Source organism: Pseudaeromonas sharmana, from assembly GCF_042649925.1.
In the GTDB taxonomy this organism is placed as follows: Bacteria; Pseudomonadota; Gammaproteobacteria; order Enterobacterales; family Aeromonadaceae; genus Pseudaeromonas; species Pseudaeromonas sharmana.
Genome location: NZ_JBHSAF010000014.1, coordinates 945,832 through 962,948 on the forward strand (window position 1 = coordinate 945,832; position 17,117 = coordinate 962,948).

General features: G+C 49.4%; 21 protein-coding genes. 19 read left to right on the forward strand and 2 right to left on the reverse strand.

What is annotated here, in order from left to right:
- Window positions 1-67: 67 nt before the first annotated feature.
- Window positions 68-1,840, reverse strand: coding sequence for a metallophosphoesterase family protein (locus ACFOSS_RS14035; RefSeq protein ID WP_377153571.1), 1,773 nt, complete (start codon window positions 1,838-1,840; stop codon window positions 68-70).
- A gap of 925 nt (window positions 1,841-2,765) precedes the next feature.
- On the opposite strand from ACFOSS_RS14035, the gene ACFOSS_RS14040 reads away from it, so the two are divergent.
- From ACFOSS_RS14040 to ACFOSS_RS14130, 19 genes are all read left to right on the forward strand, one after another.
- Entirely contained in the window at window positions 2,766-3,203 is a 438-nt protein-coding gene (locus ACFOSS_RS14040; protein ID WP_377153573.1) for a hypothetical protein, read from the forward strand.
- Window positions 3,204-3,316: 113 nt separating this feature from the next.
- The gene (locus ACFOSS_RS14045; protein ID WP_377153575.1) at window positions 3,317-3,625 is read left to right on the forward strand and encodes a hypothetical protein; all 309 of its coding nucleotides are present in this window, start codon (window positions 3,317-3,319) and stop codon (window positions 3,623-3,625) included.
- 272 nt (window positions 3,626-3,897) lie between these two features.
- The gene (locus ACFOSS_RS14050) at window positions 3,898-4,305 is read left to right on the forward strand and encodes a hypothetical protein (protein WP_377153578.1); all 408 of its coding nucleotides are present in this window, start codon (window positions 3,898-3,900) and stop codon (window positions 4,303-4,305) included.
- Window positions 4,306-4,352: 47 nt separating this feature from the next.
- Complete coding sequence (locus tag ACFOSS_RS14055) at window positions 4,353-4,946, forward strand: hypothetical protein (protein WP_377153581.1); 594 nt, start codon at window positions 4,353-4,355, stop codon at window positions 4,944-4,946.
- 99 nt (window positions 4,947-5,045) lie between these two features.
- Window positions 5,046-5,543 carry a hypothetical protein gene (locus ACFOSS_RS14060; RefSeq protein ID WP_377153583.1) on the forward strand — a complete coding sequence of 166 codons (498 nt, stop codon included), beginning with the start codon at window positions 5,046-5,048 and terminating at the stop codon, window positions 5,541-5,543.
- 114 nt (window positions 5,544-5,657) lie between these two features.
- Window positions 5,658-7,574 (forward strand): AAA family ATPase, encoded by a 1,917-nt coding sequence (locus tag ACFOSS_RS14065; protein ID WP_377153586.1) that lies wholly within the window; start codon window positions 5,658-5,660, stop codon window positions 7,572-7,574.
- A 490-nt stretch (window positions 7,575-8,064) separates the two neighbouring features.
- The gene (locus ACFOSS_RS14070; protein WP_377153588.1) at window positions 8,065-8,853 is read left to right on the forward strand and encodes a hypothetical protein; all 789 of its coding nucleotides are present in this window, start codon (window positions 8,065-8,067) and stop codon (window positions 8,851-8,853) included.
- 82 nt (window positions 8,854-8,935) lie between these two features.
- Window positions 8,936-9,178, forward strand: coding sequence for a transposase (locus ACFOSS_RS14075; RefSeq protein WP_377153590.1), 243 nt, complete (start codon window positions 8,936-8,938; stop codon window positions 9,176-9,178).
- A 47-nt stretch (window positions 9,179-9,225) separates the two neighbouring features.
- On the forward strand, window positions 9,226-9,816 hold the full coding sequence (locus ACFOSS_RS14080; protein ID WP_377153592.1) for a hypothetical protein: 591 nt from the start codon (window positions 9,226-9,228) through the stop codon (window positions 9,814-9,816).
- Between the two features lie 93 nt (window positions 9,817-9,909).
- Window positions 9,910-10,140 (forward strand): transposase, encoded by a 231-nt coding sequence (locus ACFOSS_RS14085; RefSeq protein WP_377153593.1) that lies wholly within the window; start codon window positions 9,910-9,912, stop codon window positions 10,138-10,140.
- Window positions 10,141-10,350: 210 nt separating this feature from the next.
- Entirely contained in the window at window positions 10,351-10,887 is a 537-nt protein-coding gene (locus ACFOSS_RS14090; protein ID WP_377153595.1) for a hypothetical protein, read from the forward strand.
- Window positions 10,888-11,411: 524 nt separating this feature from the next.
- On the forward strand, window positions 11,412-11,807 hold the full coding sequence (locus ACFOSS_RS14095) for a hypothetical protein (RefSeq protein ID WP_377153597.1): 396 nt from the start codon (window positions 11,412-11,414) through the stop codon (window positions 11,805-11,807).
- A 402-nt stretch (window positions 11,808-12,209) separates the two neighbouring features.
- On the forward strand, window positions 12,210-12,500 hold the full coding sequence (locus ACFOSS_RS14100) for a hypothetical protein (protein ID WP_377153599.1): 291 nt from the start codon (window positions 12,210-12,212) through the stop codon (window positions 12,498-12,500).
- A gap of 37 nt (window positions 12,501-12,537) precedes the next feature.
- Window positions 12,538-12,888: a RidA family protein gene (locus tag ACFOSS_RS14105; RefSeq protein WP_377153601.1), complete on the forward strand. Its 351-nt coding sequence runs from the start codon at window positions 12,538-12,540 to the stop codon at window positions 12,886-12,888.
- A 28-nt stretch (window positions 12,889-12,916) separates the two neighbouring features.
- Window positions 12,917-13,276, forward strand: a complete 360-nt coding sequence (locus ACFOSS_RS14110) for a hypothetical protein (RefSeq protein WP_377153603.1) — start codon at window positions 12,917-12,919, stop codon at window positions 13,274-13,276.
- A gap of 85 nt (window positions 13,277-13,361) precedes the next feature.
- On the forward strand, window positions 13,362-14,000 hold the full coding sequence (locus tag ACFOSS_RS14115) for a GNAT family N-acetyltransferase (protein ID WP_377153605.1): 639 nt from the start codon (window positions 13,362-13,364) through the stop codon (window positions 13,998-14,000).
- Complete coding sequence (locus ACFOSS_RS14120; protein ID WP_377153608.1) at window positions 13,997-14,827, forward strand: alpha/beta hydrolase; 831 nt, start codon at window positions 13,997-13,999, stop codon at window positions 14,825-14,827. Before ACFOSS_RS14115 ends, ACFOSS_RS14120 begins: the two co-directional genes overlap by 4 nt.
- A gap of 57 nt (window positions 14,828-14,884) precedes the next feature.
- Window positions 14,885-15,280, forward strand: a complete 396-nt coding sequence (locus ACFOSS_RS14125) for a VOC family protein (protein WP_377153610.1) — start codon at window positions 14,885-14,887, stop codon at window positions 15,278-15,280.
- A gap of 143 nt (window positions 15,281-15,423) precedes the next feature.
- Window positions 15,424-15,915, forward strand: a complete 492-nt coding sequence (locus ACFOSS_RS14130; RefSeq protein ID WP_377153612.1) for a GNAT family N-acetyltransferase — start codon at window positions 15,424-15,426, stop codon at window positions 15,913-15,915.
- A gap of 85 nt (window positions 15,916-16,000) precedes the next feature.
- On the opposite strand, the gene ACFOSS_RS14135 is transcribed toward ACFOSS_RS14130, so the two are convergent.
- On the reverse strand, window positions 16,001-17,035 hold the full coding sequence (locus ACFOSS_RS14135) for an AraC family transcriptional regulator (protein WP_377153614.1): 1,035 nt from the start codon (window positions 17,033-17,035) through the stop codon (window positions 16,001-16,003).
- Window positions 17,036-17,117 lie beyond the last annotated feature (82 nt).

Genomic DNA, 17,117 nt, shown 5'->3' on the forward strand with positions numbered 1-17,117 from the left:
TGCGGCACGCCGGCTGAAAACCGGCGTGCCGCAACCTTGTCCTGCAGACGGTCAACCGGCCCGCGCCTCAGCGCGCCTCCAGCTGCCCGCTGGTCAAGTCGATGTGCACGTTGCGATCCGGGGTCGGATCGTTGACCACACCGTAACCGACCAGGCCAATCAACGGCACCATCTGGCTAAATTGCGCCAGCACGCTGTCAGGCACCTGGCCTTGCAACTGCATCGCGGTGAGCTGCGCCGTCATCAACGCCTGCAGCTGACTGGCGTTGACCTGGGTCAGCCAGCCGATGGCAAAGCGCTGGCTGGCACCAAGATCCGGATTGCTGCCCTCGTCGCCGGCGTAGTGCGCCTTGAGCAGCGTCGAGATGAGCGTGGTCAGGGTGGTGGCCTGCAGCTCGTCTTTCGTCACACCGCTGGGCAGCGCCGCCAGCATGGCCGCCTCGCCTTGCGCCTGATCAGTCTGCGGACTCAGCCCCTGGCCAACCAGGTAGAGATCGACCATCAAGTTCCACAGCGGCCGCTTGAGCAGCAGCGCATCCAGCAGATTGGCCAATGCATCCGGCACCTCCAGCCCCAATGCCGCCAGCAGGTTATCCGCCATGGCATCCACCAGCTCCTCGAGATCCGCCGCCGGCACATCGGCCTGCACCGCTTCGATATCGGTCGTCACGCTCAGGCTCTTGCTTGGCAAATCCAGCACCAGCTGGCGCATCGAGGCGGGATAGCTGACGGTAGCCCCGGTCTCGATGTCGATCAGGAAGTTGCCATTGCCATAATCGCGGCGCGCTATGTCGTTGGCGTGGAAATGGCCGCTCAGCAGCAGGTTGACCCCGGCCTCGGCCAGCGCCCGCGACACGTATTCGCTGCTGGTCTGATAGCTGATCTGCCCGCTGCTGCCATCGGCCGCGGTGAAGGTCTCGACATAGGGCGACCACTGCAACCCCTGCAGGTAGGAGGCCTTGCCGGCGCCATCCAGCACATAGTCGGGGATCAGCAGGTTCTGGCCGGTAAAGTGTTCGATGCCGCCAAAGTGGCTCATGGTCAGCAGCACCTTGCCCTCGGCCTTGGCGCGCGCGGCCATGGTTTTCACCCAGGCCCAGGTCTGCGCCCGTTGCGGCGCCAGCAGCGAGCCGCCGGTTGGCGGGTAGTCCTGCCGTCCGGCCTCTGTGGACCAGTTGCTGGTCGCCTGCGGCAACGAGCTGTTGGCCAGATCCAGCGCCAGCACCCAGAGACCGGGCACCGGCTCGCTGACATACGAGAAGGAGTGGCTATCGCGCGCCAGCGCATCGTTAAAACCGAAGTCGGCATAGAAGCTATCGAAACGCGGCACATCATACAGCGGGCTGCCGTCGGTATGCTGCATATAGGGGGCGATGGATCCCACCTCGGCGCCCTGACTGTTCTGTTCCAGGAAGATGGCGCCACTGCTGCCATAAGGGTTGTTCATATCGTGGTTGCCGGGGATCAGCAGCACCTTGACGCCCTTGGCCTGCACCCTGGCAATCGCTGCGCGCAGCGCCTCGTGGGAGTACTGTTCGCCATCCTTGGTCAGATCGCCGGTGATGAGAATGAGCTGATTACCCGCCGCCACCAGCCGATCCAGCGCCGACTGCAGCAAGGCCTCGCTCTGCAGGAACGCCTTGCGATCCTTGCCGATGGCCTCTTCATACGCCGGCTCGCCCGGCACACCACCGAGCTTCACCGCATCGAACACATGCACGTCGCTGATGACGCCAATCTTGACCACGCTTGGCGGAGCCGTTGTCTCGGCGTCATCATTGCCACACCCCGCCAGCAGCAGGGCCGTTGCCAGTGCAGATAAAACCCATCCCGAACGCATGTTGTCACTCCATCCCGAGTTTTGGAGTGCTCACTCTAAAGCGGGAATGTGACGCCCAATTGACGCCAACGTGACAAGGAGGCATCGGCTGTCGCCCTAGCTCTCAGCCGGGGCCGATGCCGACCTATGGCCGGGCCAGTCGACCCCAATCTGACCTGGCCGATGGCGGCAGGTGGCAGCGAACCCGCCAGGCCACTGAAGGAGCCAGCGCAGCGCGCGAAGCTCTGCCGCTTGCCCCACAGCCCGCGCCCATCAACACAACCGCCGCCCTGATGGGCAAGCGTGATGTCCCGAGCAACCACAAACACTTGTAGGAGCCAGCGCAGCGCGCGATGCTCTGCCGCTTGCTCCACAGCCCGCGCCCATCAACACAACCGCCGCCCTGATGGGCAATCGTGATGTCCCGAGCAACCACAAACACTTGTCGGAGCCAGCGCAGCTAGCGATAGGCGTGCCAGGCGCGCCTCGGTCCAATCGCTGTTGGCGGCCGGTGGCGGTGACCTGCACAAACATCCTCTATTGAATAAAAACTTAATAAAACATGATCTTGGCCAAACGAGGCCATTCCATCAGCAAAACGATTGCGCTAGCCTAGAGACTCAAAAAGCGCAAGGTGCCTGTTGGCACTGCCAGACCGCGCCGCCATCCCGCCCATCGGCACAGTGACAGCCGCAAGTCAGGGGCGGTAGCCATGATGTTTGCCGAGCATCGCTCGGTAATGGCCCTAGTGAGTCCATATGTGCCCTAGGCGGCGATTATGCCGCCTATCCAGCCGCCAGTTTGCTCCGCTGGAAAAAACTGTGTAGGGATAACAGGATAGGAGTGCCATCTCGAAGAGCGCTTGCGTGATAGATGGCAAGAATATTCACGATATATGGCATTTCACCACTTAAAAAAGATTGTTAGGGAACTGCAGAGGTAACTCGTGAGTAACATTGTAATTAGGCTATTAAAAGCTATTGATAAAAACGGTGAAGTGTCACTGTATGAATTATCGAAACTTATTACAAAAAAACATAATGATCATCGAGACTTCTATCCTATCGCATTTCTGGTTGCCAATGATTTACTAGATGATGATTATTTTGATAAAAGAGATAACACACAATTAAAAGAGCAATTGCTTGCCCGAGAATTTTATGCTTGTCATAACGCCGATAAGAAAGCTTCTGATGGAGATAGGGACTTTACAGCGATCGGTAATTTACAAAAGTTAAGTGAACAGAAGTTTTCGTTATCAGCAAAAGGTTGTCTTTATTTATCAAACTATCGAACTCGTAGAAATGATAGGTTATTTGCACTAGCTACTGGTATTATCGTTGGTGTTGTCACTGCGATAACAACTACCATTTTAGCAGCTTAAAATTGAAGTCAGTTTCCTAACAAATAGTTTAAGTCGTTCGCTTCGCTCACTGGGACGCGCATAAAGCCGCGCGCCCCATAACTAAAATGTTATGATCAAACCAGAGGTTAAAAATGAAATACATTACAAACCCTATGGCCTGTCTTATTGCTGTTGCTGCTGCGATATTATCCATGGCGTCATATGCACTCATTGCCCCACTGTGGAATGTTGGTGGTATTTGTGAGGAGCCAATATACATTACCATGGAGCCTCACTGTGGCCCTTTATTTGGCATCGCCATACCAGAATGGTGGAGAGTTGGGGTGCAAACCCTTTGTCCTGTCGCACCAATTTTTGGAGTCTTTATTGGTGTAGTCACGGCCATAGTTCTGCTTTATATGGTGCAAGTAAAATCAAATCAGAATACCCAACAAGATTAGTTTTTCCATCCAGGGGGCAATAGCCATTCAACGCAAAGTTCGAATGCTACTGTTTTACGCAGGTGACTAAAATAGTCCGTCATTATGAATCAGCCTCTTTCTTACATAACAAATAAATCAACTTCGCTTCAGCCCTTCGGGCTTCCGCCGGACCCGCTTCGCGGTCCGGTTATTTAAAATGTTGTGCGGTTTGCCAAGCAACTGAGTTGTAGTGGCAAGAGCGGTTTAGATAGCTGGCAATTTTGAATCCTGCAGGTCTTCGAGCTCGGTCGTTGTGGTTGGGTGAATCATCCAAACCAATGCGCTGTCAGCAGCATCTTGGCGGCCGATTGAAGTTCAGTTTGAATACCAGCAATTGCGCTGTTTTCTTCTGTGGTGTTAGCAGGTCCAGGTTAAACATCGGCATCAGCGCCCTACTCTTCTTTGTTCCAAATAAATCCGAGAACCATGCCCGTATCGGCTGCGGTTCTTTGCTCAATCAGGTTGGGTTGGTTTCGATGAATCAGCGTTCTATTCTTCGTGACGCTGTTCAGGCCAGTCCGTTTCAACGGCTATATTTCGTTGTTGCCCAAGCGGCTGGCATAGCCGGCTTCATCGCAACGGCACAACAAAAGTTTAAACACCGGACTGGCTATAAGCAGCCGCTCCTTATTCAACACCGGTTGCAGCCAGCCGGTTAAACAGACGTTAATCATCTGATAGGCCAACATATTTCATGGATTGAATCATGGATTACGTATTAAATAACTTCATACCTGAACTAGCAAAAATCATTGCAGTTGTTTTATCGATTGCAACTGGAATACCTATTTGGCATAAGATTCAAGAATTTAAGACCGAGCAATCTAAAGGCTTACATGAAATATATGAGAACATTAAAAAACTATCGAGCGAGTCGATAGAAAACAACCATGCGGAAATATTAGTCGTATTGAGCAGATTGACCACAAAGAAACTAACCACAGACGAAATACAATGGTTCATAAAAGAGCCTGGTGCATTCCTAAATCTAAAACAATATGGTTCCATTGGTTCAAGATACATTAGGATTGATCTTCAGGATAGAAAATTCAGGCTGACAACTCGCGTATCCACAAAGTTTCACCGATTAATAGAGCGCGCAAAGATATTTACCTTCGTAATCTGTTCTATCACGATAATGTCCATGCTTCTTTTTACAACAATTGCTTTTACAAAAAACGCAATGGCCACCATATTCTTATATATTGTTGTGTTTGTTTTTATATCCATGTCGCTTTGGGCATTATTCTATCTCTGTGGGAAAATAGACAAAGCTGTGGAATTAGACGGCAAGCCTTAAATATTAACAAATAAATCAACTTTGCTACAGCCCTTCGGGCTTCCGCCGGACCCGCTACGCGGGCAGGTTATTTAAAATGTTATGAGTCATGGAGGATTTATGGTTGAAGTTTTAACAACAGCTTTAGTATCCAATGTACTTGTTTTAGGAATAATTGGTTTTTTATCTCGCAATCTGGTCACGCATCTCCTAGATAAAGATAAAAAAAATCATGAAAATCAGTTGGAGATCGAGAAAATCAGGTTTCAAGCATCTTTTAGTTGGGTTTATGAGAAGCAAGCTTTAGCTGTTTCTGAGTTATATGACTTGTTCTTAGAGCTTGAAAGCATGGTTAACGGCGGGATCTATTTGGAAAATTGGAATGATTATAGACGCCAATTAGAGCTTCTTCGATCAAAATACCACAAATCAAGAATTTTTATTCCAAATGAGCTGGATGAATTGATTTTAAACATAATTAAAATCGGCATAGATATCATGGGGAAATCAACTAGTGATCCATTTTGTAAAAATCTATCCCAAGATCTCCGCGCAACAAAGGAATCAGCACTAAAAGAAATGAGAAGGTTACTTTCTGTAGCTGGCGTTAATTCATAACAAATAGTTTAAGTCGTTCGCTTCGCTCACTGGGACGCGCATAAAGCCGCGCGCCCCATAACTAAAATGTTGGGTGGATTAGATATTTTAGCTTATACAAAAAGGAGTTTCTTAATGAAGTTAATTAATGTTGAAATTTTTAAATATAAAAGCTTCCAAAAACATCAATCCATCAAAATCAATAATGACATTACGACTATTGTAGGTATGAATGAGTCAGGAAAAACATCTTTCCTAACAGGATTAGCCAAAACAAATTATTTTGAAGAAGATAAAGACTTTGTTTTTGATGTAACACATGATTACCCAAGGAATGAATTAATAGATTTTGAAGAAGATAGTGATGACGATGGAAAAATATTATCATGCACGTATAGCATTCCAGACAACCTAATAGAAGAGATAAACAGCGAGCTTGGTGATGGTGTGTTTAGTGCAAAACATTTCACAAAAAATTCAAATTTCAGAGATCCGATATCTACTATTGGTGGGATGACTTGCAGTGAAAATAATTATCTAAAGTCAATGACAGATAAACGTGAATTATCACAAGAGACTAAAGAGAAATTAATAGCTCTGCAATGCATTGCAGATATTTCAAAAATTGATGCTTTAGATGGTGATACTGATTTACCTGACATAAAAGCTGAAATAGACAATATAATTAAAAATCACAAAAATTGGCAAAACCCTCTAGCGGGATACATATACAGCAACCACATTAAAAATAAAATACCAAAATTTTGGTATTTTGATGACTATTACCCCTTGCAAGGAAAGATAAACATAAACAAACTTAATACCAATAATATTACAACCGAAACAGAAAAAACAGCAAAAGCCTTATTTGAGTTGGCCAGAATAAAACCAAATGACATCTTGAACTCTTCAGATAGTCAATATGAAAGATATATAGCACTACTTGAGGCATCAGCAAACAAAATAACAAATGAAATATTTAAATATTGGACTACAAATACCAACCTTGATATTGAGTTTAAGATTCAAACAATTAACAATCCTCAGGGACACCCTGAAAAACACTTAGATATCCGAGTAAAAAGTCAACGTCACAAAATAACACTTCCTTTAGATAGAAGAAGTAAAGGTTTTAATTGGTTCTTCTCGTTCATAATATGGTTTTCAAAAATTCAATCCGATAAAAATACAAGCTTCATTCTTCTCCTAGATGAACCAGGTTTAAGTTTGCATGCAGCTGCGCAAGCTGATTTATTAAAATTCATAAGTGACTTATCAAAGAAATATCAAATTATTTTTACAACGCACTCACCATTTATGGTTGAGTCACAACATTTAGACAGAGTTAGAACTTGCCTTGAGACATCAGATGGAACGATGATTTCTGACTCAATTCAAGAAAAAGACCCAAATACTTTATTTCCATTACAAGCTGCTTTAGGTTACGATATAGCTCAAAATCTATTTATATCCAAAAATAATCTTTTAGTCGAAGGACCAGCAGATTTAATTTATTTAACTATTTTTTCTTCTCTCCTAGAGGAAGCAAAAAGAACTCATCTGAGAGATGACATTACAATCGTCCCTGTAGGTGGTTTAGATAAAGTAACTACTTTTATTTCTCTCTTACGCGGTTCAAAATTAAATGTTGCTTGTTTATTAGATACGTTTACAGATCAAAAAGGCAAGCAGAAAGTAGATGACTTAATATCTCAAAAAATTATAAAAGAAAAAAACATCAGATTTTTTGATGAATTTACCAATAATGGCAAAAAAACAGCTGACATAGAAGATCTCTTCACAAAAGAAGAATACTTAAAATACTTCAATTTAGCATTTGTGAATGATTATCCAGAGATAAAAGCATCCGAGCTTGATGACAAAATTGAAACCGTTTTAAAACAAATAAATAAATTTATTTCACGAGACCGTTTCAATCACTATAGACCTGCCAATAAAATGAACCAAACAAGCCCATGTCTTTCTGATTTCTCTAATGAAACCATTGATAGATTTGAGAAAATATTTACAGAGATAAATAAATTATTTTAGGCATCACACCCAACAAAAACTTAAATTTGGACGGCACTACGTGCCGCCAATTAAGTCGAAGTTGTATGTAATCCAAGTTCAAAAGTTATAGCGGTGAACAGCGGCGGGAATAATTGGCGTCATCTGGCACGGTGAGCATTAGAGCTCTGCTGTAACAGGTTTCGGGTCCATACCCTCTACTCCCCACTCTGGCCAACCTGCCTGGTGTTTTGAGTTCGAGATGAACGGCTACAACTGGGGTTGTTTCTTCGTGCCCAATCAGCACAGCAATCACGTCAGGGCCAAAGGGTGTTTCTTTTTTCAGCTCTCAGCCCTGTAGCAACAACCAAATTTCAGTTGCCACAGAAGCGGCGTTTCAATCCAGCTCTGTGCGTCATACAACAAAAGTTTCAACACCGGACTGGCCAGTAAGCCGCCGATTCATTTTTTCAGCATCGGCTGCTGGACAGCCGGTTAAACAGATCGTTATACATAAAAAGAAGATATCACCATGATTGACGATATTTACAAGTCTATAAAAGCAAGCATGTATGAAAGAGCAACAAGCCCATTGTTTGGGGCTTTTGCAATATCTTGGTCTTTATGGAATTACAAAACAATACTTGTCATTCTTTCATCCATGAAGGTGAATGACAAAATTTCTTATATTGAGTCTGAAATATATAGTGAAGATTGGTCTTTGCTACTGGGAGGGGCAATATATCCTCTAATTTCAGCGGTGTTCTTTATACTTATTTATCCGCACCCAGCCAAATGGATTTACAAATACTGGAATAACCAGCAGAAGAAGTTAAAAGAAATTAAGCAGAGGATTGAGGACGATACGCCTCTAACTCTAGATGAGTCACGCCAGATACGTAGAGAGCTTCTTCGTTTTGAAAGTTATTACGACGATGAGATCACGAAGAAGAATAATGAAATCGATCGTCTAAAAGACATTATTTCTACCTTGGAGAAGCAGGCACAAGCATCCTCGCCGGAACCAGCCCCGGAGAAATCGCCCTCGCCAAAGCAGCAAACTAAGCCAAAGGTAGACGACAGAATCAATGAAGATCAAGAGTCTATTCTCGCTGATATAGCAAAATCTGGAGGGTGGGTCACTGATGACCAGTTTGTATCAAAGTCTAAATTTGACACAGTGAAAACCGAGTATTACCTAGAGGACCTAGAGGCAAAAGGTTACGTAACTAGAGGCTATGTTGGTGCAAAAGGTGGGATCTCCACTACTCTTACGACTAAAGGTAAAAAGTTCGCAATAGACAAAGGTGCAGTCTCGTAAATGTATAACCAGGTTATCAACTACGCGCTGGACTTGCCCCGCTTTAGTGGACACGCATCACTAACCGAAATTGAGGTCAATGATGCCTGCTTACATCACTGGGAAACGGACTCACAAATACACTATCGAGTTCAAGGTTAAGGCCGTGCGGTGGAGCCATGATCCGGCTCGCTCCGTGAAAGAAGTCGCGCAAGCTCTGGACATTCACCCCTTCATGTTGTCTCGTTGGCGCAAAAAATATCGTGAAGGAAAATTTGGTATGCCAACCGCCAAGAAAGAGCCGAAACCTGAAGTGGATTTGCCCCGCGTTCATGGACGCGCATAAAGCCGCGCGCCCATAACTAAAATGTTAGTTTCTAAAGTTGAATTCCCATGATTTTTTCAGTAAACATTAATGCTTTTGAATCAGAAAAAGAAAGAAATCTTTACTATAAGTTTTTTGCCGGATACTTTTTTAATGAATTGATAGATGGGTACTCAGATAGAGTGTCATTAATGAATGAACATTTATCTATGAAATCTAATAATCCTATCCATCTTGTTAACCCTGCTGTTAGTTTTGATAATCATAGCTATCAACTAGGGATTGGTAGTGACAAAGGTGAATTCGCTGACATATTACTACACGATCCAAAATCGAACACAATGGTTGCGATTGAGGCAAAATATCTCACCAATTGGAGTGTAAATAAAGACATCGAATCAAACTTAGAAAGAATAAATGCAATCAGGGAAAAACTAAATTATGAAATTCATTTCTACATATTAGTAAGCAAAACGAAATGGGCTTCAGCAGAAAAAATGAAGAACCATAAATTCAGCAATTATTCAAAATATATAAAATACCATTCAAATGAAGCCGGAGTGTTGTTTTGGGAGGATCTTGTTCAATTGTGTGCGTCGGAACAAGTTCGATCTTATATGGTCAAAATGCTAGATTTGGTGAATAAACCAAAAAAATAGATTTTCAAAAAGAAACTAATAAATAATTCAACCTTGTTCTGGTCTTGCCCCGCTTTAGTGGACACGCATCACTAACCGACATTGAGGTCAATGATGCCTGCTTACATCACTGGGAAACGGACTCACAAATACACTATCGAGTTCAAGGTTAAGGCCGTGCGGTGTAGCCATGATCCAGCTCGTTCCGTGAAAGAAGTCGCGCAAGCTCTGGACATTCACCCCTTCATGTTGTCTCGTTGGCGCAAAGTATATCGTGAAGGAAAATGTGGTATGCCTACCACCAAGCCTGTAGGGCGCAATAACATAGCGTATTGCGCCGAATAACACATAATGGCAACACCGATAACCAACAATAAAAGACCATTGACTACCGGTGTCACTGTTAACGTCACCTGTTTTAGCGTTAAATCTCGATGAAAAAATAATAGTTTCTCACAAACTGAAAAATTCAATTATTTCAGCATGGCACGATAATGATTAAATCTGACGCAATACGCTTCGCTATTGCACCCTAGTTAAAAATTGGAGAAATATGTGTCAGCAATGATAAGAACCCTTACTCTTCTCGTCGCCCTATTTCTAGCAGGCTGCGCAAATTTTAACGTTCCAAGCGATTACTCTCTGGCACACAAAAATGACAAAGGGCTGATTGTTATGTCCTTAGCACATTCCCTAAGTAGCGTGATTGTTGACTACCGACCGGTGGAAAATGGGAAGCAAGGGGATGGAGCATTTATGACCGGGAATATGCAAGACCCAATGGATTGGGACCACCCAAAAGGACGCCTGGTTGTAGCGGAACTCCCAGCTGGGAAGTATGAACTTTATCAGTGGCGCTCAGAAGGTATAAACGTGACATATACCTCAAAAATATTTTCAATTCCTTTCACCGTTGTTGGTGGCAAAGCCACTTACATTGGCAACCTCTTCGTTAATATTGATGAGTCGACTTCTATCTATAAATTAGAAGTAGCGGATAAATCAGAAAGAGACCTACCGTTTCTAATCAGTAGATACCCTAACATCAAAGGCAGTGAAATTATTAAGGATATATCTCGAATTTTTCATTAATCATGTGAAATAGCATTCAGGTGCCAAATCTGCCAACAAATAGCCCGTAGGGCGCAATATGCGTGTAATATTTAAAAGCCGCGGTAAACGTTGGGCTTCATGTTATTCAGCCCAATCTACGAGAAATGTCATTGAACAAAATGGCCATCATGGTGAATTAAACCCCATGCAACATACATTGCGTACCAGAATAAATCATGTCACCCGGGTGTCATGGCTTACCCTCACGACATTACTATGCCTGTATGTAGGGTTTATCTCGCAAGCATCATCAGCAGATTATCGACAGCTATTCTTAATGATTATGCCATTGGCGCTTGCTCAATGGGTGTCTGTCCTCTTTTACGTTTGCAGCATTAAAAATTGGAGCAGATGGTTCTTATTGTTCATTTGTGGTCTGAGTTTGCTATTTTCGCCGAATTAGGCCTCCGGGTCGCGCTATATCATGCATAAAACGTCTAACGCATTCACTATCCAACACAGATATCCAAAAACAACCATCTATTAATGATAGAAACTTAAAAGTGACTACTGACAAGACCCCATCACTCAATAAAATCTACGTCAGCTTTATCCTGCTGGCGGGGTTTGCTGCGGGTGGCTTATTTCTCTATTTTGCGGCAAAACCCTCAACCGATACACCGACGGCGCTGCTGATAGTGGCTTTTGCCATCCTCGCTATCGCGGGTTCGATCTATTCCGTTTATTCCGCAGCGCAGATTCGGGTGACGAGGTGCGGTATCAGCGCCGGCAGAAAACAGATCCCATGGCACAGCGTCACCCAGATTGCGACCATTGGTTATGGCATTCATATTTATGCTGCCAATACAAAAATCGTGCTTGCCCCCTGGGCGTACCAGGAGCCTGAAGTCTTAATCGCTTTTATCCGGGAACAATGGCAGAAGCAAGCCAACCAATAACGTGGAAACATTGTCTGCCATTATGCCATTCAAGTTTCAGACATGTAATTCTACAAATGCCGCCTCGAATATCCAGCACTTAGATTAGGCAGGGCTGAGCTGGCGAAGACCAACGTTTATCAAGCATAAACAGCGCAACATGGGTTGATATTAACCAATCGCGGCAAACGTTAGGCGTCAGGCTATGAAGCCTAACCAATGTGACTGACGCAGAATTAAAACGCTGCTGCATTACCGGTTACATAACAGCCAAACCATGTTTAAATAACACACCAGCTCGTCATGATAACAAGCACCCATGATTTTGCTGGCAGCACAGCATTAATAAACCACCATAAATACAACGGCTAACCCTATAACGCTTCCCCCACCCCATTTAATCATGAGACTGAAGATTGCATTATGTATTATTTACTCGGCTTCATCGTTTTGGCGATCAATGGGTTAATCTATTACTTCGCATTTTACTCACCGCAGCAGCAAAAGGATTGGGAAACCTTACCGACTTTGCCGGAATATTTGTCGCAACACCCGGAATGCCAAACCGAGGATAACGAGAATGCACGTTGTTTTTCCTGTGGCTCCGACAAGGTGATTTTTCAACCCTTAACCTGTCTCGAAGATCCACGCTATAAACATTTTTGCGTCTCCTGCGGCAAAAGACTATTCCGTAGCAAGGCTATTATGTCGTAACCGATGCATCAACTTATTTCCCCGCTGGAGACCAGCCATGTCGAATATCAGGTATCTGCCCACACCCTATAGTTACTCCTCGGCGGTGGTGGCCGGAGAGTATGCGTTTATCGGGCTGCATCGCGGCTTTGGCGACGACTTTGCCAGCCAGTTTCACAGCGCCATGGCCGGCCTCAATGAGACGCTGGCCAGGCTGGAGCTGCCGTTAACCGCCATGGTCAAGGTGCATGTCTGGCTCAAGGCGGTGCAGGATCTGCCGACGATGGAAACGTTGTTCCTCGACTATTTCCCCGCGCAGCGTTGCCCGGCGCGGATGACCGCCACCACCGAATTCTTTGACCGCGATTGCCTGCTGATGATCGAAGGCACCGCCTATTGCTGCCCATAGGGCGGCCTCCTCACCGCTGGATGCGACCATGTCCGAGACTATTTCCATGCTGGCTGCAGCGTTGATCCAGTTTTTCTTCTGGATCGGCGTGCCGGCCCTGCTGTTGTCGTTGCTCTGCCTGGTGGGGCTGCGCTACCGCTCCCGGGCAGTCTTGCTACTCACCCTGCTCGGTCTCTTTGCCTTGGGCTGTTTTTGCCTGGGGCTCAATCTGCAGGGGCTACTCAGTGGCGAAACCTTATCCCTGAGCCGGGTCGGCCCGACGATGATCAAAAAAGCCGATGGCGCACTGGCCTACTGGCTGACAACCGGCATCTGGTTTACCGCCTGTGGTGCCGGCATGCTTTACTGTTGCCGCCGGTTCTTCGGCTTGTGCTTTAAATCCGGCTAAGCTGCGGCCTGGCCGTCTGATTTGCGCCCGCACGGCCTTGCGCTGGCCGTGACGGCGAGCCCCTCCCCTAAACAAGGTGGTATCGATGATCCAAATCCGTCATGAAACCCCAGCCGACTGGCACGCCGTCGAGGCGCTGACCCGCCGCGCGTTCTGGAATGTGCATACCCCCGGCTGCCGCGACCACTATCTGGTGCACTGTCTGCGCCAGCATGCCGACTTTATCCCCGAGCTGGATTTTGTGCTTGAGCAGGATGGCCAGCTGATCGGCAGCATCCTGTTTTCGCGCTCGCAGATGGTGGATGCCCAGCAGCGGGCCATCGCGACCATTACGTTCGGCCCGGTGAGCATAGATCCGGCATTTCAGCACCGCGGCTACGGTGGCCAGCTGATCCGTCACGCCATTGAACAGGCGCGGCTGGCAGGCCACAGCGCCATCATCATCTTTGGTGACCCGAGCTTTTATTGCCGCTTCGGCTTTAAAAGCTGCAAGCGGTTCGGACTGCGCACCGGCGACGGCAAATTCTCCAGTGCCATGCTGGTACTGGAATTAAACGGCACCCTGCCCGCGGGTGACTGGACCTTTGTCGCAAGCCCGGTGTTCGACCTGGATAGCGAACAGGTCGCCGCGTTCGAGCGCCAGTTCCCGCCGATGGTGGCCGCAGAAACACCGAGCCAGGAGCTGTTCTACATCCTCAGCCAGTCGTCGCTGGCGTCGGCATGAAACGCGCGCTGTTGCTGTTATCGGCCGGCCTGATGGCTTCCCTTCTGCTGCTTGGCATGATCGGCGAGCTGCTCTCGCGGCCAGCCAATCATCCGGTCAGCATGCCCGACCCGGCGTTTCAGGCGGTGCATTATGGCCGCACCCGGGGCTCCCTGCTCGAGGCGGACGGAAACCGGCTCTGCGCGCTGCTGCTGCACGGCCTGCATGCCGACCGCAGCAGCATGGTGGCACGGGCCCGGTTTTTACAGCAGCAGGGGATCACGTCGTTGCTGGTCGATTTGCAGGCCCATGGCGAAACACCTGGCCAGATCATCACCTTTGGCTATCTGGAGTCCGAGGATGCGGACAACGGCCTGCGTTATCTGAAGGGTGAACAGCGCTGCCAGAAGGTGGCGGTGATCGGCACCTCGCTGGGTGGCGCCTCGGCACTGCTCGGCCAGGCCGCGCGACAGGCGGATGCCCTGGTGCTGGAGTCGGTGTTTCCGCGCATCCAGGATGCGGTCGCCGATCGGATCGAAGCCCGGCTGGGCGCCCCGGGTCGCCTGCTGGCCCCCTTGCTCTATCTGCAGATCCCGCTGCGCACCGGTATCCCGCTGGCAAAACTGCAACCGATTGAATCCATACGCCACGTGACCGCCCCCGTGCTGGTCATCGGCGGGCTGCAGGATGCCAGTACCAAACCGGACGAGACCCGCGCCCTGTATCAGGCGATCCACAGCCCCAAACAGCTGTGGCTGCTGGCTGGCGCCGGTCATGTCGACTTGTACCGGTTCGATCCAGCCGGTTACGAACAGCGGGTCGCGGCCTTTTTGCAGCGTTGGTTATAGCGCGGCCAAACCCGGCGCGTCAGTAGCGGGGGCAGCCCCTTGCGATGGAGACCTAGCATGATCGATCACTTGAGCACCTATGCCAGCGACTATCTGGCCACCCGCGACTTTTACCATGCCGTATTCGCCCCGCTGGGCGTGACGATGCAGATCGAGATGGTGGCCGAGTGGAATGCCGACTTCCCGAGCCAACGGATGTGTGCCTTCGGTCCGCCAGGCCACTTCACGTTCTGGGTCATCGAGTGCCGCAGCCCGGCGACGCCACGACATATCGCCTTCAGTGCCAGCCAGCGCGCCGCGGTCGACGCCTTCCATCAGGCCGCGCTGGCGCACGGCGGCCGGGATAACGGCCCGCCAGGGCTACGCCCCCACTACCACGCCGACTACTACGGCGCCTTTGCCTTCGACCCGGATGGTAATAACGTCGAAGCGGTTTGCCACCTGCCGGGATAACCGCATGCCGCGGCACGAAAAGCCATGGCATACTGGCTGCCCGTGTCACGCCGGCACGGCTCGACAGGCCCTGCTGGCGCCCATCTGGCGTGGCAACCTGGCCTTGCCTTATCCGGAGTCACGTTGCCTTATCTGGAGTCAATATGCCTTTTCCCGCCCCAGCTCCCCACGCCGGCCCGCTCCATGGCTGGCAACTGCAATGGTCACGTCTGGAGCAGCTCGATACCGGTACCCTGTACCAGATCCTGCAGGCCCGCGCAGCGGTGTTTGTCGTCGAGCAGCAGTGTGCCTATGCCGATATCGATGGTCGTGATCACCAGGCCTGGCATCTGCAAGTCCGGCATGGCGGCGAACTGGCCGCCTACCTGCGGTTGCTGGATCCAGGCGCCGGTTATGCCGAGCCCGCCATCGGGCGTGTCTTGGTGCTGCCGCCGTTTCGTGGCCTGCAGCTGGGTCGCACCCTGATGCAGGAGGGTCTCGACTTTGCGGCGCTACACTATCCGCAACAGGCGATCCGCATCGGCGCCCAACACCACTTGCGTGACTTCTACGCCTCGCTCGGTTTTCAGGCCGATGGCGAGCCCTATGACGAGGATGGGATCCCCCACCTCGAGATGTGTTATCGGCCCGATTAAGTGCCGGGTGGTCAGCCGTCGCACGCCCAAGAGTTCAGCCGCTGTGGGTGGCGGACGCCGCCCATCACCTTCTGCCAGCGCGCCTTCAGTTGAACGCCAGGCGTTGCTGGCGATACTGCATCGGGGTGCAGTGCTGCTGCTCCTTGAAGAAGCGGGTGAAACTGCTCTGGTTGGCAAACCCCAGTTGATGGCTGATGTCCAGCATCGATGCCTGAGTGTCACGCAGCAGGCGACACGCTTCCTCACCGCGCACCTGGGCATACAGCGCCGAGAAGGTCATGCCCTCCTGCTGCAAGCGCCGCACCAGGCTCCAGCGCGACATCCGCAGCCGCTCACACAGCCATGCCTGCACCGATTCCGCCTCCAGCAGCGGGGCATCACCTTGCCATACCCGCTGGCGTAGCAGCTGCCTGACTTCGGTGACCAGATTGGTGATCGGGTGCAGGCTGAACAGCGCGCGCTCGGCCTGGGCCAGCTGGTAGCGCTGTACTGCGCTACTGAATCCGGCAAACGGCCGATCCAGCGCCGCATTGGCAATCAGGTATCCGTTCTCTCCCCCCTGTTCCACCGGACAGTCAAACAGCTCGGCCAGACGCCGGCGCAGGGCCGGAGCCAGCCGCTGCGGCAAGTTTAGTGCCAGGCCGGCTTGCATATCTCCAGCGTACAGTTGCACCAAGGCATTGAAATTCATGAAGTTAAAACAACTGCTGGTGAAAGCGACCGCCTGGTCTGCACTGTCGGAACGGTAGCGCAGCCGCAATCCCCTGGCCTCCGGCTGCAACAGCAGTTCATCACACTCGCCGATCAACGGACGATAGCGGGCAAACCGCTGCAACGCTTCGCGCAGCGTCGGTGCATTGGTACAGACGGAGGCCAGCGGCAAAAAGTCATCAAACAGATGCTGCAGTGTCGGCGGCTCGGGAAGATGCAAATCCCGCTGTTGCTGCATCAGCAAGGTGAGAAAGCGAAAATGGCGGCGCGCATCGATGCGTCCGTTCGGATCCAGCAGCTCATAACGGGAGATGCCACAGGCGCGGAACAGCTGTTCGTCATCCAGATGATCGAGCAGACCACTGCGCAGGCAGTTAAAGGCTATTTTGGTCGATACCGTCTTGATCACGTGCGGCTCCGGCGTATGGGTGGGGCGCCTATCTTCGTGAGCTCTCCCGGGCTGAACCGTGATCGACACGGCAAAGCATGTT

Coding starts and splice junctions, on each gene's coding strand:
- ACFOSS_RS14115 (WP_377153605.1), top strand. CDS start 13,362: ATGATCCAAATCCGTCATGAAACCCCAGCCGACTGGCACGCCGTCGAG.
- ACFOSS_RS14070 (WP_377153588.1), top strand. CDS start 8,065: ATGATTGACGATATTTACAAGTCTATAAAAGCAAGCATGTATGAAAGA.
- ACFOSS_RS14065 (WP_377153586.1), top strand. CDS start 5,658: ATGAAGTTAATTAATGTTGAAATTTTTAAATATAAAAGCTTCCAAAAA.
- ACFOSS_RS14075 (WP_377153590.1), top strand. CDS start 8,936: ATGCCTGCTTACATCACTGGGAAACGGACTCACAAATACACTATCGAG.
- ACFOSS_RS14105 (WP_377153601.1), top strand. CDS start 12,538: ATGTCGAATATCAGGTATCTGCCCACACCCTATAGTTACTCCTCGGCG.
- ACFOSS_RS14120 (WP_377153608.1), top strand. CDS start 13,997: ATGAAACGCGCGCTGTTGCTGTTATCGGCCGGCCTGATGGCTTCCCTT.
- ACFOSS_RS14085 (WP_377153593.1), top strand. CDS start 9,910: ATGCCTGCTTACATCACTGGGAAACGGACTCACAAATACACTATCGAG.
- ACFOSS_RS14125 (WP_377153610.1), top strand. CDS start 14,885: ATGATCGATCACTTGAGCACCTATGCCAGCGACTATCTGGCCACCCGC.
- ACFOSS_RS14045 (WP_377153575.1), top strand. CDS start 3,317: ATGAAATACATTACAAACCCTATGGCCTGTCTTATTGCTGTTGCTGCT.
- ACFOSS_RS14110 (WP_377153603.1), top strand. CDS start 12,917: ATGTCCGAGACTATTTCCATGCTGGCTGCAGCGTTGATCCAGTTTTTC.
- ACFOSS_RS14055 (WP_377153581.1), top strand. CDS start 4,353: ATGGATTACGTATTAAATAACTTCATACCTGAACTAGCAAAAATCATT.
- ACFOSS_RS14130 (WP_377153612.1), top strand. CDS start 15,424: ATGCCTTTTCCCGCCCCAGCTCCCCACGCCGGCCCGCTCCATGGCTGG.
- ACFOSS_RS14080 (WP_377153592.1), top strand. CDS start 9,226: ATGATTTTTTCAGTAAACATTAATGCTTTTGAATCAGAAAAAGAAAGA.
- ACFOSS_RS14035 (WP_377153571.1), bottom strand. CDS start 1,840: ATGCGTTCGGGATGGGTTTTATCTGCACTGGCAACGGCCCTGCTGCTG.
- ACFOSS_RS14100 (WP_377153599.1), top strand. CDS start 12,210: ATGTATTATTTACTCGGCTTCATCGTTTTGGCGATCAATGGGTTAATC.
- ACFOSS_RS14060 (WP_377153583.1), top strand. CDS start 5,046: ATGGTTGAAGTTTTAACAACAGCTTTAGTATCCAATGTACTTGTTTTA.